Consider the following 16,630-nt stretch of genomic DNA (forward strand, 5'->3'; position numbering starts at 1 on the left):
CCAACGGTCATCTCACAGTTGCTGTGACCAACAGGTATTCCCACTCCATCACGCCGTCGTGGTTCATCGCAGCGCGGGCGAGATCGTCCAGACCGTCGTCGAGTGCTGCGACTGCCGCGGGGTCCCCCGCGTTCGCGTTGTACACCGCGATGGTGGGTCCGTACGTCGTCTTGAAGAAGCGGCGGAACTCTTCAGGACTCTGAAAGCGGTCGACGGTGAGTGTCCGCCGCTCGGCAGTGATGTCGGCATGGTCGCCGAACAGTTCGCGGACGTGGGTTTCGTCGCCCCACAGCGGTGGAGGCTGCGCCCCCGGTTGTGGCGCGGGTGCGTACGGCTTCATGGTCGCGAACATCCGGCCGACGAACCCGCCGGGCGTCCAGCTGATCAACCCGATACGCCCTCCCGAGCGGCAGACCCGGATCAGTTCAGCGGCAGATCGCAGGTGATCAGGAGCGAACATCACGCCCACGCACGACATCACCACGTCAAAACTATTGTCGGCAAAGGGAAGAGCCTCGGCGTCGGCTTCCTGCCAGGTCAGCTGTACGCCCTGCTCGGCGGCAAACGCACGACCGGCGTCGAACAGCTCGGGGGCAAGATCCACCGCGATCACATCGGCTCCGGTCCGGGCTGCCGGTACGGACGCGTTGCCCGAGCCTGCCGCTACGTCGAGCACACGGTCGCCGCGCTGCAGGTGGAGTTCGGCCACCAGGATCTCGCCGAGAGCGGCGATCACCTCCGTGGCGACCGCCGGGTAGTCACCCGAGGCCCACATTGCGCGGTGCCGCATCTTGAGTTCATTCGTGTGGTGACCTGCTGTGGTGGTTGTGGTGTCGGTGGCCATGGCATGTTCCCATCTCTTGCGTGATCGGTTCATCTCAGAATCCGACCGTGGCCCGCCCGCAGTCCAGTGCTGGATCTGAACCGGTCCAGTACAGAGTTTGTACTGGTCCGTGCCCGGGACGAGGTGTGTACTGACTGGAGTGGTCCAAAGGAGGGTTGATGTCCGGATACGGCCAGTTCTGTCCTGTCGCGAAGGCGATGGAAGTACTCGACGAACGATGGACTCTGCTCGTTGTCCGTGAGTTACTCGCCGGCAGTACACATTTCAATGAATTGCGGCGCGGTGTACCGCGGATGTCACCTGCACTGCTCTCCAAGCGGTTGCGTACGCTCGAGCACGCGGGCGTCGTCGAACGCCACGTTGCCGGCGGGCGGACGAGCTACGCGATGACTGCAAGCGGCAGCGAGCTGTCTTCGGTGGTCGAGGCCCTGGGCGCCTGGGGCATCCGCTGGATCGGCGAGCTCGGAGACGAGGACCTCGACCCCCACCTGCTGATGTGGGACATGCGCCGGACAGTACCCCCAGACGTGTGGCCGACGAGCCGCACGGTGATAGCCTTCCGGCTCGGCGGCGTGGCTGCCAACGCCCACCGCTGGTGGCTGGTCGTGACGCAGGGCCAGGTGGACATCTGCGACTACGACCCCGGCTTCGAAACCACCGCCACGGTCGTGGCCGAGCTCCGTGACCTCACCGCCGTCTGGCGGGGCGACCGCTCCTGGGAGACAGCGTGTTCCATCGGCACAGTCCAGATCGTCGGTCCCGCCGACGTCCGCCGTCGTGTGCCCGGCTGGATCGGGCAGGGGCAGATGGCCGCGATCCCCAGGCCTGTCACGGCAGACCGGACATGATCATCGCGTGCCGGAGATGAGTCCTTCGGTGGCGTCCCATAGCCGGGCGGCCAGCTCGGTGTCCTGAGCCTCCTTGCTGGGCTCGATCTGCTTGCCGCCTTTGACGTAGCGGCCGGTGAAGGTACCCGCCTCGGGTGCGGATGCCGCCCACACCGCTGACCGAGCACCTTTGTCGACCGCCGCCATGAACGGCGTGAGCAACACGCCGATCACCTGATATCCGAACGGCAGATCACGCCCGAGAGTGGTGCCCTTGACGAATCCCGGATCGGCACAATTCGCCACCAATCGAGCTGGGTCGTTGCGGCGCGCGAGTTCGGCCGTGAACAGCGTCAGCGCCAACTTCGAATTGTTGTACACGCGTTGACCACTGAACTTACGGCCCTTCTCCTGCAAATCCTCGATGTCGATGTGACCGCCACGGTGTCCCGACGAACTGATGTTCACTATCCGCGACGGCTCCCCGGCAGCGGATGCTTCCGCCATGACGGGCGCCAGCGACGTACTGAGTACAAACGGCGCCAGGTAGTTGACCGCAAAGGTGAGTTCGAACCCGTCCTTGGACTCACGCGGCTCGCCGATGTCGATGCCGGCGTTGTTGATCAGCACATCGATCCGCTCGAATCGCTGTTGCAGATCGGTCGCCAGCGCACGCACATCCGCCAGATCGGACAAGTCTGCCAATGCTGTACTGACACTGCCGGTCGGCGTTTGACCCGGTGATCCTGAACCGAGCTCGCCGGCCACCTCTGCGGCCTTCACCTCGTCTCGGGCCACGAGGACGACGTCGGCGCCCTGTGCGTACAACCGCCGTGCGGTTTCCTTGCCCAGCCCCGATGTGGCCCCCGTGACGACAACAGTCTTACCCGCGAGCTCATGCCTCTGCGTCATGGTTCCCTCCCTGTCGGCCGGTGGCCGGGTTCGTCTCTGCCATCACAGGATTCCGGATTCGCGCCCCACCTGCACAGTGCGGACAACAAGATCGTCGATGACCTTGTTCGTGGGTCCGCCGTCGCGCGAAGCATTGCGCGGATCGTTGATCAGTCGTCGGCGAACGCCCTCGGCGATGATGGTCAACCGCCACAGGGCAAGGGTGTGCCAGTAGCCGACATCGGTCACGTCCCGACCCGTCGCCTTGGCATAGCCGGCGATCAGCTCGGCCCGCCGCGGGAACCCCGGAAGTGTCGGCGCGGTGAAGGGCCCGGCCACCCCATCTCCGGCTTCCGGCCAGAACGCCAACAGGTTGCCCAGGTCGGCGAGCGGTTCACCGAGCGTGCACAGCTCCCAGTCCACGATGCCGATCACTTCACCGTTGTCGGCCCCGGTGATCACGTTGCTCATGTAGTAGTCGCCGTGCACCAGTGTCACCTCGGACTGATCAGGGGCTTGCGCGGCAAGCGCCTGGGCGACCTCGGTGATCTCGGCGATGTCCTGGGTCTTGGAGTGTTCCCATTGCGCCGACCAGCGCTTGAGTTGTCGGGCCGCAAACGGCTTCTTGCTCGCCAAATCGTCGAGACCGACCTTGGCGAGGTCGACCGAATGAACGGTGCCCAGTGCCCGCGGCAGACTCAACCCGATGGCTCGCCGCCGTTCGGGCGACAGTTCCGAAGCCACCGCCACATCGTCGACCACAACCCCGTTGACATAACCCATCAACACAAGCGGGGCGTCTGTGACAGCCGGATCACTGGTGGTGGCGATCATCTTCGGCACCGGCACCGGGGTGTCCTGCAGTGCGGACATGATCCGGTGTTCGCGCAGCACGTCATGTGCCGATGCCAGCAGCGCTCCCAGCGGCGGGCGGCGGAGAACCCAGTGGCGGCCACCGGCGTCCCCGACGCGGTACGTCAGATTCGATTGACCATTGCCGATACGCGAAAACGACAGCGGGGCAACAGCTCCGATGTCGAGACCGACGATCCATTCGGTGACGAGATCGGTGTCGATCCCGACGGCCGTACTCATGCCTTCACCTCCGTCTTACGGTAAGGCCCGAGCTCCTGGCGCGCGATGGTCCGCTTGTGCACCTCGTCGGGACCGTCGGCCAGACGAAGCGCGCGCAGGTGCGCGTACATGCTGGCGAGTGGGAAGTCGTCGGACACCCCTCCCCCTCCGTGGACCTGTATCGCCCGGTCGACGATCTTGAGCGCCATGTTTGGTGCGGCGACCTTGATGGCAGCGATCTCGGTGCGCGCTTGTTTGTTCCCCACCGTGTCCATCAACCACGCCGCTTTGAGTGTGAGCAAACGATTCATCTCGATGTCGATGCGTGCCTCGGCGATCCAATCCTGGATGTTCGCCTGGGCGGCGAGCGGCTTACCGAATGCGATACGCGAGGAAGCGCGCTCACACATCAACTCCAGGGCGCGTTCGGCCATCCCGATCGCTCGCATGCAGTGGTGTATCCGTCCCGGACCGAGGCGGGCCTGCCCGATCATGAAACCTGCGCCGGCCCCGGCCAGGACATCGCTGTCGGGCACGCGCACGTCCTCGAAGAGAACTTCGGCGTGTCCCTCCCTGTCCTGGTAACCGAACACCGGCAGGTTGCGGATCACGCTGACACCTGGAGCGTCGATCGGGACCACCATCATCGACTGCTGCGCGTGAGCTGCCGCGTCGGGATCGGTCTTCCCCATCACGATCAGGACCTTGCAGTTGGGATGTAATGCGTTCGACGTCCACCACTTTCGGCCGTTGAGGATCCACTCGTCCCCCGACCCGGTCATGCTCATCTGGATGTTTGTCGCGTCGGAGCTGGCGACCGCCGGTTCGGTCATCGCAAACGCGGACCGGATCGTGCCCTCGAGGAGTGGCGTCAGCCAGCGCTCTTTGTGTTCATCACTGCCGAACAGTGACAGCACTTCCATGTTCCCGGTGTCCGGAGCCGAACAGTTGGTTGCCTCCGGTGCCAGTGCAGCACTTCGACCCATGATCTCGGCGAGTGGCGCGTACTCCGAGTTGGTCAGACCTGCGCCGTAGCGGGGATCGGGATGGAAGAGATTCCACAGCCCGCGCTCTTTCGCCTCGGTCTTGAGTTCTTCGATGATCGGCGGGTCGAAATGCGGATTGCCGGATTCGGCCATTTGCCTGGCGTAGATCTCCTCCGCCGGATACACGTGCCCCGTCATGAAATCGAGAAGGCGATCTCGGTATTCGAGGCATCGGTCGGAGTAAGCGAAATCCATGTGATGAGTCCTGTATCGAGTGAGATGTCTCGGGCGGACCTGATCGCCCGAGTCGAAGGCCGGCTGGTTCGGAACGTCAGGAATCCGAGAGCAGATGCCGCTGATAACGACGCATCCCGGAAATCCAACGGTCGTAATCCGACCCCTTGTTACGGTAGAAGTCCAGTACTTCCGGATGCGGGAGAATCAAAAATTTTTCCTGTTCGACCGCGGCGAGAACCTGGACCGCCACGTCTGCCGGTTGAAGTACCGCACCCGCGCCGGTCACCGCGCTGGCGGCGACCGAAGCGCCCGGCTGGTCGGTCTCGAACCCGGAGCGGAGCAACTCGGTCTCCACTCCCATGGGACACAGACAACTCACTTTCACACCCTGGTCGCCGTAGGTGACCGAGAGCCACTCGGCAAAGCCCACTGCAGCGTGCTTGGAGACCGAATACGTGGCCGAACCGATCTGTGTCAGCAGACCTGCCGCAGACGCCGTCGACACGAAATATCCACCGCCACGCTCGATCCACCGCGGAACGAGTATCCGCGCGGCACGGACGTGGGCCATGACGTTCACCTGGAGGGCGATGTTCCACAGGTCGTCTGGAGTGTCCAGGCCCAGTCCGGCGGTGGTGCCGGCGTTCGCGAAGAAGATGTCCACCGGCCCGAACTCACTCTCGGCGCGGTCGACAATCCGCTGGAGCACACCTTCATCCGCGACATCTCCGCCCTCCGCGACAGCACGACCATCATGCGAAGCGTTGATCTCGTCGGCAACGGCCTCTGCCTTGCCCGCGTTGAGGTCTGCAACCACAACCCGGCTGCCGGCCTCTGCCAGAGCACGACTGAGGGCCGCGCCGATTCCGGCTCCACCGCCGGTGACAACAGCAACTTTCTGGGCTACGTCCATCTCTGCGATCGTAGGCGAGTCACCCGGCGGCGACGTCACACGCGGGGGCGGGCGCGTCCTCGAAGAGCGGGTCACCCAAGGGCTCCAGATAGGCGACGTACAGGACCACGGGAACAGTGCCGAGGTTACGTCCGACGTGGGTGTTGGCGACCCCGCTCGGTTCGTTGATGAAATCGCCCGTACGGAAGATGTGGGGAACACAATCGGGACCCGGATGGGTCAGGGTGCCCGCACCGACGAATCCGACAACCGGTCCATCGTGGTAGTGCCACCCGGTGGTCCCGCCCGGAGCGATGGTGATCTCACGCGCCACCACGTGGACACCGGCCGGGATGAACGGGATCAATTCGGCGGGAATCTCGAAATCGGCGAAAGTCTTCGCCGAAATGTCTTTGCTGGGCGTCGCCGTGGCAGTGGCCGTGCCGACGAACAATGCCGCCGTCACCAGCAGAACTGCGGTCACAGACCGGATGAGTTGTTTCATTTGCTGAGAGTAACGGCGATCGAGCCGCCTCACGCGGTGTTCGATACGAACCCGATCGTTCGAGAACCGGCCGCCGTACAATTCTTGCGCACAGCCGGATTGCCCGGTTTCACCACGAGGAGCGACGTGACACGTTCATCCAACCGATCGTCCCGCCTCGGCTTCTTCACTCGGAACGCCGTGGGTTTCAGTTCGGCAGAGGCGTTCATGATCATCGCGATCACCACCATTCTTCTCACCCGGGGTTACTTGTGGATCACCGACTATCCGCAAGTCGGGGGCGGAAACCTACACATCGCCCACGCGCTCTACGGCGGAGCGTTCATGATGCTGTCGCTGCTGATCAGTTGGTGGCTGCTGGGGTTCGGCGCCCGATTGTTCTGTGTTGTCCTCGGCGGTATCGGTTTCGGTCTGTTCCTCGACGAGGTGGGCAAGTTCGTCACCAAGGACAACGACTACTTCTACGGACCTTCCGCCGAGATCATGTATGTACTGGTCGTTTTCGTTCTGATCGTCGGTCGGGTCCTACGAGAGGTTCGACCTCTGAGCGCTCACGAGAAGGTGTCGTCAGCAGCTTCCATCGCGGCCGACGGGGTTGCCCGAGGTCTGGCCCCGCACCGGCGGGAGCTCGCGCTGCGCCTGGTCGAGGAAGCCGAGGAGATGGGCTACGACAAGGTTGCGGCGGAACACATTCGTAGCCTTCTGCTGACATCGGGCATCGCATCTGCGCGGTTGTATGCGCTGTCGCAGTGGGCTCCCCGCTTGATCCCATCGTGGTTCCGAAGTCCGCGATGGCTGCCGATCGTCGGTTGGCTGATGACCGTGACCGCGGCGCTGGCGTTCGGCTTCGGGCTTCTCGGCATCGCGATGAACGGGATCTACCTGGACGACGACAACGTGACGTTCGAGTTGGCGGGCATGAGCATGGCCACCGCCATCCTTCTCCTGAGTTCGACCGTCACGCTTGCTTTTTCACTCCCGGCGATGGTGATGCTGCGTAGAACCGACAAGATGTGGCCGCTGCATTTCCTGCGGTACGGCGCACTCTCCTTCACGATGCTCAATGCGCTGGTCGATTTTGCAACCGAAGGATTCGCCGCTCTCGTGAACCTGTCTGTCGGGCTGTTCACCCTGGCCATCATCTCTTACCGGATCGATGTCCGTGCCAGAGTGGCCCGGCCTCGGGCACACGAGGAAGCGCTGGCGGCAAGCACTCCCGTCCGCGACTGAGCCGCTCGGTACTCCGCCTCAACCGAGGTAGTGGGGCCTCAGCCGAGGTCGCGGGCGAGTGCGCGTCCGGCCGCCCGGCCGGAGAAGATGCAGCCACCGAGGAAAGTGCCCTCCAGCGCGTTGTAGCCGTGTACCCCGCCGCCACCGAAACCCGCGACCTCGCCGGCCGCATACAGACCTTCGAACGGCTCACCGGACGGCCGGATCACCTTCGCATCGAGATCGGTCTCCAGCCCACCCAGCGTCTTTCGGGTCACCAGATGCAGGCGGACGGCAATCATCGGGCCGTATTTCGGGTCTTGCAACTTGTGAGGCCGTGCCACCCGGATGATCTTGTCACTGAGGTAGTTTCGGGCATTGCGGATCGCCATGATCTGCATGTCCTTGGTGTATTTGTTGTCCAGTTCGCGGTCGCGGGCCACCACTTCGGCTTCGATGGTCGCGAAGTCGAGCTGCGGACCTGTGGTGATCTCGTTCATCCCGGCCACCAGATCGCGGAGATTGTCGCGGACGACAAAGTCGATGCCGTGCTCCTTGAAGGCCTCGACCGGACCCGTTGCGCCTTTGCGGACGCGCTGAAGCAGAAGCTTGATGTCTTTTCCGGTGAAGTCCGGGTTCTGCTCCGAACCCGAGAGGGCGAACTCTTTTTCGATGATCGCCTGGGTCAGGATGAACCAGGTGAAGTCGTGGCCGCCACGAGTGATCGTTCCCAGTGTGCCCAAAGAGTCGAAACCGGGGAAGTTCGGAACCGATAGCCGTTTGCCGGTGGCGTCGAGCCACAGTGACGACGGGCCCGGGATGATCCGGATGGCGTGGTTGGGCCAGATCGGGTCCCAGTTCTTGATTCCCTCGGGGTAGTGCCACATGCGGTCGCTGTTGACGATGTTGCCGCCGGCGTTCTGGGTGATCTCGAGCATTCGACCGTCCACGTGCGCGGGTACGCCGGTGATCATGTGTGCTGGGGCAGGCCCGAGACGGTCTACCGGCCAGTTCTTCTTCACGAGGTCGAAGTTGCCGCCGATGCCTCCTGAAGTGACGACCACAGCTTCGGCACGGAGTTCGAACTCGGCGGCGACTTCACGACTCGACGACACCCCTCGCCGCTGGGTCGAGGGCACCAGGACAGATCCCCGGACGCCGACTGCCGCCCCGTTCTCCACGATGAGCTCGTCCACCTGATGCCGGTACTTGATGGTGACCAGACCCTTGGCAGCACCGTCGAGAACCGGCTCGCGGAACACCCGGACCACCTCCGGGCCCGTCCCCCAGGTGATGTGGAATCGCGGGACAGAGTTGCCGTGGCCGGCAGCGAGACCGGAGCCACGCTCGGCCCAACCGACTGTCGCCATCACCCGCAGGCCCAGTTCGTGCAGATACGAACGCTTTTCGCCGGCGGCGAAGTTCACGTAGGCCTCGGCCCATTGCCGCGGCCAGTGGTCCTCACGGTCACGATCGAATCCGGCGGAACCGAACCAGTCCTGCCGGGCCAGTTCGACCGAATCCTTGATGCCGAGTCTGCGCTGCTCGGGGGAATCGACGAAGAACAGACCACCCAGAGACCAGAAAGCCTGCCCACCCAGGTTCTGTTCGTTCTCTTGTTCCAGCACGGCCACGCGCTTGCCGGCCTTCACCAATTCATGGGTTGCGACCAGCCCGGCCAGCCCGCCCCCGGCCACAATGACGTCAAACCTGTCGGCCATCACGGCGCCTCCTCGCGTCCAATACCCGGCATGACGTTCACCCGGCGCATCCGAACAGAGCATAAAGAACTACGCGGGCGGCAGTCCGAGCTACGGCGGCTTTGCGAATTGCCCGCACCGTCGAGGCGCAGAGAAGATACTTGGGGCGTGGTGACAACGGACAGTGGAGAAGACGGCCACGAACGGCAGCGTTTCCGGAAGCTGGCGCAAGCGGCGATGAACGCAGACGTCACTGTCGGGCAACTGGACACGATCATCGGCGACCTCGGCGGGGCCCTCACCGACTTCGACAGGGCGATGGGCGAATTCGACAGGACCCTTGGCAGTTTCGGCGCAGCCATGGACGACTTCTCGGCGACCCTTGCGCGGGTGGACAGCACTGTCACGAAAATGGTTGCGGTGGTCGAACGGATCGAACGTGTTGTCGGACGGGTGGAGAACATCGTCGACATCACCGAAAGGCTGATCGCACCGGTGGCATCTGCCGAGGCGATGGTGCGTGACCTGCTGGGAATCGGACGGCGGCGCTGACGGGCACCGCGACCTCATTCCCGCCGGGCGGCAGACCGCACGTAGTCGCTGGGTGTCCAACCGACAACAGCCTTGAACTCGCGGGCCAGGTGCGCCTGATCGGAGTATCCGAGTGACGCTGCCACATCCGCTACCGACATCTGGCCTTCACGCAGCGCGAGTGCAGCGTCTTGCAACCGGCGACGTTGGATCAACCACTTGGGGCTCAGTCCCGTGCGATGGACACACAGCCGCTGAAGGGCGCGCGTGGACACGTTCACCGCATCTGCGAGTTCCGCGACGCGGCGCGGCCCGCCATCGTCTTCGACCACATCGACGACCCGGTTGATCAACTCGCCTTCGTCATCGATCTCCCACTCTGTGGCCCAGGCGAGGTATAGGGACAGGACCTCCTCGTAGGCGCGCTGATCCGATTCCGAACGTGAGCGCATCGCCGACCGCACTGCTCCCGCGACATCACCCCGGCCGGGGATGGGCAGAGGCTCACCGATCGGCAACACCGGTCCGCCGGCCGTCGCACCCGCCATCGATCTGCCGGTCATCAGAGTGATCGCAGCGGGTCGCAGCAGAACTGCCGCGGCCCAGCTCATTCCTTCGAGCTTCTGCTCACTGGTCCCCTGACTGACGCAGTACAGCGCCGCCTTGTCCGGCTCGACGACCACGTTCCCGCCGGGGTGTTCGAGGACCGGTTGAACGATCGGTGCCGACAGGTCCCAGGATGCGATCCAGACGTGTCGTAGAAGGCTCCCGGCCCGATGTCCGGGAGGGACCGGGAGGCGTGAGATGTGTACGCCACCGGCGCCTGGACGCAGGTCGCCACGAGGCCCGGCGGGCCCATGGTGGGAACTGTCGCGTTTCTTCAAGCGCTCACACCCTGCGTCGGTGGATTATCGCCTTCATGAGTATCCACGCTGCCAACGGGCAATTCACCGATCACGGAATCCCCCACGGCTATACCTCCCTCACACCATTCATCGTCGTCACGCCTGCTGCCAAGGCAATCGAGTTCTACAGCAACGTCTTCGGGGCACGCGTTGAACAGCGCACCGACTTCCCCGGTCCCGACGGTCAACCGATTGTCGCGCATGCCGACCTCGACTTCGGGACGGGGCGGCTGCAACTGGGCGACCCCAACCCTCAGTATGGACTGGTGCCGAGGCCAGACGGGGACTCCGACTGTTACTCGATGGCCATCTACGTCACCGACGTGGATGCCGTGGTGCAGCGGGCAGTCGATGCGGGTGCGATCATCCGCGAGGAGGTACAGACCTTTGTCTCCGGTGATCGCTTCGGCTCGGTGCGCGACCCTTTCGGGGTCCGATGGTCGGTGATGACCCGGATCGAAGACCTCTCCCCCGCCGAGAGCGCCTCGAGAATCGAGGAGTGGGCCAAGCAGCAGGGCTGACGATGTGCCCAGCCAGTGACCGGCACTCAATTGCCTTGCCCGGTCTCGTGCCCGCCTGAGAGCATCACCGAATGCTCGATGACGTGTTCTTCGCCGCTCACCAGGGACTGCCCCGCGAGGCACCGGGGTCGGTCGCGACGACTCAATTGCTGTTCAGGTTGGCCGACGTGAAGACACCCGTTCCTCACGTCCTCGATGTCGGCGCCGGAACGGGTCCTGCCACAATCGTTTTGGCGAAGCTGGGGGCTCGGGTCACGGCCGTGGACACTCATCGGCCCTTTTTGGACGACCTGCTGTCCAACGCGATCACCGCAGGGGTGGCGGATTCGATCTCCGTCGATGAGGTCACGATGGAGGCACTCGACTATCCCGACCACCGTTTCGACCTCATCTGGGCGGAGGGTTCGGCGTACATCATGGGCGTCGACAACGCGCTCAGGCGGTGGCGACGGCTGCTTGCACCCGGTGGTGCGGTCGTACTGACCGACGCCAACTGGCTGACCACCGCTCCGAGTCGCGAAGCGGCCGATTTTTGGCTATCCGCTGCTCCCGAAATGCGGACCGTCGCCCAGAGCATCGATGCGGCCCAGGCGCTGGGCTGGGTGGTGGCAGCGACATACCTGCTACCCGACAGCGACTGGGACGAGCTGTACGGCCCTCTGGCGGCAAGCATCAACCGCCTGCGCCATGAACAGCGCGCCGACGACGAAGCCCTCGACATCGTCGAGAAGGAAATACACATCCGTCGCCGGTTCGGTGCAGAGTACGGCTACGTCGGGTACGTGCTGCGTCCCGCGCAGACGATCACCGATGCGTAGCGTGGGCCCATGGGCATCACGCATTCGAGTACCGTCCCCACTCCTGTAGACGAGGTGTTCGCCTGGCACGGACGGCCGGGCGCCTTCACGCGGCTGGCCCCACCGTGGGGACCACCGTCGTTGATCAAAGAAGCCGAGTCGCTCAGTGACGGAACTGCGGTGTTGGGGTTCCCAGGTGGACTGAAATGGGTCGCGCAGCATCAGCCATCGAGGTACCACCCACCAAATCAGTTCGTGGACAAGTTGGACTCGTGGCCTCTGAAGTCCGTGCTGACGTGGACGCACCACCACGGATTCTCTGCCGTCGACGCGAACTCCACAATGGTCACCGACACTGTCGACACACCCGTCCCGACTGCGTTGCTACGGCCGATGTTTCGCTACCGGCATCGCCAGCTCGCCGACGACCTGGCGGCCCACGCATGGGCGAGCGAGTTGGGGCGCGGACCGATGACCATTGCGATGACCGGATCCTCCGGCCTGGTGGGTACCGCCCTCAAGGCCTTCTTGACCACCGGCGGGCACCGAGTGATCTCACTCGTGCGCCGCGATCCCTCCCACGCAGACGAGCGACGCTGGGATCCGGACAATCCGGCACCAGACCTGGTGGACGGCGTCGACGCAGTGGTCCATCTGGCCGGCGAATCCATCGCGGGCCGATTCAGTGACAGCCACAAACGAGCGGTCCGCGACAGCCGCATCGACCCGACGGCGAAGTTGTCGTCGGTGATCGCGGCCACCACACCCCAGCCCGCGCTCATCTGCGCTTCGGCCGTGGGCTTCTACGGCTATGACCGCGGCGACGAGCAGCTCGACGAAAATGCCTCGCGTGGCGAGGGATTCCTTGCCGACGTTGTCGCCGACTGGGAGGCGGCGACCGAAGCCGCAGGCGACTCCGGCGTCCGGGTCGTCAACGTCCGCACCGGCATAGTGCAGGCTGCGGCCGGTGGCACACTACGGCTGTTACGCCCACTGTTCACCGTGGGGTTCGGCGGGCGAATCGGGGACGGCAGGCAGTGGCTGCCGTGGATCGCGATCGACGATCTGGTGGACATCTACCATCGCGCCATCGTCGACGAGACATTGCAGGGACCGATCAATGCGGTGGCACCGAATGCCGTGCGGAACAGCGACTACACCGCAGCCTTGGCCAGGGCGGTGCACCGGCCGGCGATCGTGCCCGTGCCCAGTCTGGGTCCACAACTGATCCTCGGCGCGCAAGGCGCTCGCGAACTCGCGTTGGCCAACCAGCATGTGGTGCCGTCCCGGCTCACCGCGATCGGGCATCGCTTCCGGTGGCCAGAAGTATCGGACGCACTGCGCCATCAACTCGGCGGTGCCACCGGCCGGACGTAGGACGGGCAGCGCATACGATCAGCGTGCGAGCTCTCTTTTGACGGTCTCGATGAAGCGGTCCACGTCGTCGTCGGTGGTGTCGAACGAACACATCCATCGCACCGTTCCGCCCGACTCATCCCAGTCGTAGAAACGCCACGACTCACGGACCCGTTCGGCGGCTGCTCGATCGAGGACGGCGAACACGGCGTTCGACTCGGTGGACTGCGCGAAACGAAGCCCCGGAACACCTTCGAGACCGGCTCGTAGACGCGCGGCCATCGCGTTGGCGTGCGCGGCAGCGCGGATACCGTTGCCGTCCTCGAACAGTGCCAGCAACTGTGCCGAGATGAAGCGCATCTTGCTGGCCAGCTGCATGCTCAGTTTGCGTAGATAGATCAAACCGTCGACCCGGTCAGGATCGATCACCACGATCGCCTCGGCGCCGAGCGCACCGACCTTGGTGGCGCCAAGACTGACGATGTCCACACCGACGTCGGTGGTGAACCGCCCCATCGGCATCTGCAGGGCCGCAGCCGCATTCCACAACCTGGCTCCGTCGACATGCAACGCCATGTTGTTCCGGTGAGCGAAGTCGGCGTTGGCCGCGATCTCTGCCGGGGTGTAGAGCGTCCCGAGCTCGGTGACCTGGGTCAGGCTGACCGCAGCAGGCTGTGCCCGATGCTCGAATCCCCAGCCATAGGCCTCCGTCGCGATCAGTTCCGGCGTCAGCTTGCCGTCCGGGGTGGGCACCGTCAGCAGCTTGATACCACTGACGCGTTCGGGCGCACCGCCTTCGTCGGTGTGGACGTGCGCAGACTCCGTGACAATCGCAGCGCCCCAACGCGGCATGAGCGATGTCAACGCCACCACATTGGCGCCGGTACCGTTGAAAACAGGAAAAACCTCGGCGCGAGAACCGAATTCGTTGCGGATGACCGCCCGCAGCGCGTCGGTGTAGTCGTCTTCGCCATAAGAGACCTGATGGCCACCATTCGCCTCGGCGATGGCAGTCAACACCTCTGGCAACACTCCGGCGTAGTTGTCGGACGCGAAGGCACGCCACTCGGGGTCATGTCGTCTCAAGGATTTCGCTTTCCATGTGGGGTCTCACCCTCCGAAACGCTCGGTACGGATGTTCGCAGCGGGATAACCCAGATCGAGTAGCCACTGCGCATACTGTTCGACGAAAGCCGTTGGCCCGCAGACTCGTACCTGCGGGTCGAGGTCCACCGGGATCAGTGCTGACCTGAACTCGTCGATGTCCGGCCGACCAGCCGGTCGCGTCGACAGTTCAGGCGCCTGCCGGGTATACACGTAGTCCACACGCAGTCGTTCAGAGGCGACCAGGCTTTCCAGTTCCTGCGCGTAGTAGCGACTTGCGGGTGTGCGCAGCGAATAGAAGAGCCGGAAAGGCGCCTGGGAGGACGCGTGTTCGTGTTCCCGGATCATCGACATGAGTGGCACCACGCCTGAACCACCTGCGATCAGCTGCACAGGGTTCTGTTCGTTCGGCCTCCAAACGAACCAGCGACCGATCGGCCCGCGGACCTCCACCTGGTCACCCACCTGCAGGTCGTACACCAGGTAAGGCGAGACCTCTCCGTCCTCGAGCTCCTCGACGGTGGTCTCGAGCAGGTCGTCACCGGTGGTCGCGGCAATCGAGTAGGACCTCACCGCCTGATACCCATCCTCGGCGGTCAGGCGGATGTCGATGTGTTGACCCGGTAGCACCCGACCGCGATCAGGTAGCCGTAAGCGCAGGGTGCGTGCGGTTTGTGTCTCCATCTCGGCCGCGACCACTGTCGCGGGCCGCCAGCCGTTCACCAATACCGCTCTTCTTTCCACGGGTCTCCGTGGTTGTGGTATCCGTTGGTCTCCCAGAAGCCCGGCACGTCGTCGTCCATGATCGTCAGACCGTGGACCCACTTGGCTGACTTCCAGAAGTACAGGTGCGGGATCAACAGTCGTGCCGGCCCACCGTGTTCGGCCGCAAGTGGCTCACCGTCGTAGGTGTGCGCAACCCACGCCTTGCCGTCGAGGACATCTTCCAGCGGCACATTGGTGGTGTACCCGCCGTAACAGTGGGCCAGGATGAAACCGTCGGGATCGACGTCGTCGCCGAGGAGCACATCCAGCGAAACCCCGCGCCACGTCGTGTCGAGCTTCGACCATGCCGTCACGCAATGGATATCGACGGTGACGTCCTCCTGGGGCAGCGCCATGAACTCGTCCCACGTCCAGCTCTGCAGCTCACCGTCTCGCCCTTTGACGTCGAAGCCCCACTGCTCTTGTCGGATCGCCGGGGTGGGTCCGGCGGTCAAGACTGGGAAGTCGCGGGTCAGGTATTGCCCTGGCGGTAGCCGATCGTCCTTCTGCCGGCGGCGGGCCCCGAAGCCCTTGTTGATGATGGCCATGGGTGCAATTGTGCGCTGTGCTCACCGATCGTGCATCGACAGGCCCGGACTCGCTCGTCGCAGCGCCTCGTGAGCTGTCTCGCGGTCGGGTTCGCAGCTACGCCGATACTCGACCACCATCTCGGTCCGCACCAGGGATGGCGCGGACTACGCTGAACCCGTGTCGCATCCGAGCCTGCTCTGCATCCACGCGCATCCCGATGACGAAGCGCTCTGGACAGGGGGTGTCCTCCTCCGATGCGCAGAACTCGGCGGTCGCACGTCGGTTGTGACGTGTACGTGGCCGCCGGGCTCCGAACGGGCCGGCGAACTACAGCAATCCCTTCAGATATTGAATGCCGGTGCCCCGAGGCTGTTGGGGTATGCAGATCTCGGTGTCACCGACACCACAGAGGACTATCGCTCGTTCTGCGATGCCCCTTTTGATGAATTGGTCGAGTCGGTGGTCGCCCACATCCGCGCATTCCGGCCGGACACCGTGCTGACGTATGACCCGATGGGCGTGTACGGGCACCCCGACCACATCCAGACACATCGCGTTGCGGTTGCTGCGATCGGAGCAGCCGGATACCCGCAGCTGTACCCCGAGGCGGGCCCACCCTGGCGGCCGAAACTTCTCTACCAGGCCACCATGCCGTTCTCGGCTGCCCAGCTTCTCTGGCCTGCGGTGAGAAAACAGGCGAACCGCCCGGTGGGGCCGCTGCCCGGGGTGCCCGACGAGGAGATAGATCTCTTCGTCGACGTGACCGCGTGGCTGCAGACCAAGTGGGACGCCTTGTCCGCCCACAAGAGCGAGATCGCCAGAGGTGGCGCGATGACCATGCTCGCTGCCCTGCCAGAAGAAGTTCGCTGGGATGTCCTGCGAACCGAGTGGTTTCAGCGAATGGCGCTCCAGCCCGACGCGGAAGCGTTCGACGCCCTACGCTTTCCGGCCTAGC

General features: G+C 64.2%; 18 protein-coding genes. 7 read left to right on the plus strand and 11 right to left on the minus strand.

Annotated elements, in window-relative coordinates; translation table 11 throughout:
• Positions 1-7: 7 nt before the first annotated feature.
• Positions 8-844 (minus strand): class I SAM-dependent methyltransferase, encoded by an 837-nt coding sequence (locus tag ACVWY6_RS22220; protein ID WP_457540988.1) that lies wholly within the window; start codon positions 842-844, stop codon positions 8-10.
• Between the two features lie 158 nt (positions 845-1,002).
• On the opposite strand from ACVWY6_RS22220, the gene ACVWY6_RS22225 reads away from it, so the two are divergent.
• On the plus strand, positions 1,003-1,692 hold the full coding sequence (locus ACVWY6_RS22225; protein ID WP_457540989.1) for a winged helix-turn-helix transcriptional regulator: 690 nt from the start codon (positions 1,003-1,005) through the stop codon (positions 1,690-1,692).
• Here the strand turns inward: ACVWY6_RS22225 and ACVWY6_RS22230 are convergent, their stop codons facing one another.
• From ACVWY6_RS22230 to ACVWY6_RS22250, 5 genes are all read right to left on the minus strand, one after another.
• A complete protein-coding gene (locus tag ACVWY6_RS22230) occupies positions 1,693-2,583 on the minus strand; it encodes an SDR family oxidoreductase (RefSeq protein WP_457540991.1) in 891 nt (296 codons plus the stop codon).
• A 42-nt stretch (positions 2,584-2,625) separates the two neighbouring features.
• The gene (locus ACVWY6_RS22235) at positions 2,626-3,657 is read right to left on the minus strand and encodes a phosphotransferase family protein (protein WP_457540993.1); all 1,032 of its coding nucleotides are present in this window, start codon (positions 3,655-3,657) and stop codon (positions 2,626-2,628) included.
• Complete coding sequence (locus ACVWY6_RS22240) at positions 3,654-4,877, minus strand: acyl-CoA dehydrogenase family protein (protein ID WP_457540995.1); 1,224 nt, start codon at positions 4,875-4,877, stop codon at positions 3,654-3,656. The genes ACVWY6_RS22235 and ACVWY6_RS22240 overlap by 4 nt, the downstream gene beginning before the upstream one ends.
• A gap of 76 nt (positions 4,878-4,953) precedes the next feature.
• The gene (locus tag ACVWY6_RS22245; protein ID WP_457540997.1) at positions 4,954-5,772 is read right to left on the minus strand and encodes an SDR family oxidoreductase; all 819 of its coding nucleotides are present in this window, start codon (positions 5,770-5,772) and stop codon (positions 4,954-4,956) included.
• Between the two features lie 19 nt (positions 5,773-5,791).
• Positions 5,792-6,256: a cupin domain-containing protein gene (locus ACVWY6_RS22250; protein WP_317714183.1), complete on the minus strand. Its 465-nt coding sequence runs from the start codon at positions 6,254-6,256 to the stop codon at positions 5,792-5,794.
• 126 nt (positions 6,257-6,382) lie between these two features.
• Here ACVWY6_RS22250 and ACVWY6_RS22255 point away from each other — a divergent pair, with 126 nt between their 5' ends.
• Positions 6,383-7,486: a hypothetical protein gene (locus ACVWY6_RS22255; RefSeq protein ID WP_457540999.1), complete on the plus strand. Its 1,104-nt coding sequence runs from the start codon at positions 6,383-6,385 to the stop codon at positions 7,484-7,486.
• A 38-nt stretch (positions 7,487-7,524) separates the two neighbouring features.
• Here ACVWY6_RS22255 and ACVWY6_RS22260 read toward each other — a convergent pair whose 3' ends face one another.
• Positions 7,525-9,186, minus strand: a complete 1,662-nt coding sequence (locus ACVWY6_RS22260; protein WP_457541001.1) for an FAD-binding dehydrogenase — start codon at positions 9,184-9,186, stop codon at positions 7,525-7,527.
• A gap of 147 nt (positions 9,187-9,333) precedes the next feature.
• Here ACVWY6_RS22260 and ACVWY6_RS22265 point away from each other — a divergent pair, with 147 nt between their 5' ends.
• Positions 9,334-9,717, plus strand: coding sequence for a hypothetical protein (locus ACVWY6_RS22265; RefSeq protein WP_023958113.1), 384 nt, complete (start codon positions 9,334-9,336; stop codon positions 9,715-9,717).
• Positions 9,718-9,731: 14 nt separating this feature from the next.
• Here ACVWY6_RS22265 and ACVWY6_RS22270 read toward each other — a convergent pair whose 3' ends face one another.
• Entirely contained in the window at positions 9,732-10,580 is an 849-nt protein-coding gene (locus ACVWY6_RS22270; RefSeq protein ID WP_457541003.1) for a helix-turn-helix domain-containing protein, read from the minus strand.
• Between the two features lie 35 nt (positions 10,581-10,615).
• On the opposite strand from ACVWY6_RS22270, the gene ACVWY6_RS22275 reads away from it, so the two are divergent.
• From ACVWY6_RS22275 to ACVWY6_RS22285, 3 genes are all read left to right on the plus strand, one after another.
• Positions 10,616-11,122, plus strand: a complete 507-nt coding sequence (locus tag ACVWY6_RS22275) for a VOC family protein (protein WP_457541004.1) — start codon at positions 10,616-10,618, stop codon at positions 11,120-11,122.
• A gap of 71 nt (positions 11,123-11,193) precedes the next feature.
• Positions 11,194-11,940 carry a class I SAM-dependent methyltransferase gene (locus ACVWY6_RS22280; RefSeq protein ID WP_457541006.1) on the plus strand — a complete coding sequence of 249 codons (747 nt, stop codon included), beginning with the start codon at positions 11,194-11,196 and terminating at the stop codon, positions 11,938-11,940.
• A gap of 9 nt (positions 11,941-11,949) precedes the next feature.
• Entirely contained in the window at positions 11,950-13,296 is a 1,347-nt protein-coding gene (locus ACVWY6_RS22285; RefSeq protein ID WP_457541008.1) for a TIGR01777 family oxidoreductase, read from the plus strand.
• An 18-nt stretch (positions 13,297-13,314) separates the two neighbouring features.
• Here the strand turns inward: ACVWY6_RS22285 and ACVWY6_RS22290 are convergent, their stop codons facing one another.
• The 3 genes from ACVWY6_RS22290 to ACVWY6_RS22300 are packed head-to-tail and all read right to left on the minus strand — an operon-like array spanning position 13,315 to position 15,692.
• Positions 13,315-14,361 (minus strand): threonine aldolase family protein, encoded by a 1,047-nt coding sequence (locus ACVWY6_RS22290; protein ID WP_457541009.1) that lies wholly within the window; start codon positions 14,359-14,361, stop codon positions 13,315-13,317.
• A gap of 24 nt (positions 14,362-14,385) precedes the next feature.
• Positions 14,386-15,123, minus strand: coding sequence for a ferredoxin reductase (locus tag ACVWY6_RS22295; protein WP_457541011.1), 738 nt, complete (start codon positions 15,121-15,123; stop codon positions 14,386-14,388).
• Complete coding sequence (locus tag ACVWY6_RS22300) at positions 15,099-15,692, minus strand: sulfite oxidase-like oxidoreductase (RefSeq protein ID WP_457541013.1); 594 nt, start codon at positions 15,690-15,692, stop codon at positions 15,099-15,101. Before ACVWY6_RS22300 ends, ACVWY6_RS22295 begins: the two co-directional genes overlap by 25 nt.
• 160 nt (positions 15,693-15,852) lie before the next feature.
• Here ACVWY6_RS22300 and ACVWY6_RS22305 point away from each other — a divergent pair, with 160 nt between their 5' ends.
• Complete coding sequence (locus ACVWY6_RS22305; RefSeq protein ID WP_457541015.1) at positions 15,853-16,629, plus strand: PIG-L family deacetylase; 777 nt, start codon at positions 15,853-15,855, stop codon at positions 16,627-16,629.
• Position 16,630 lies beyond the last annotated feature (1 nt).

It is taken from the genome of Williamsia sp. R60 (genome assembly GCF_054063855.1).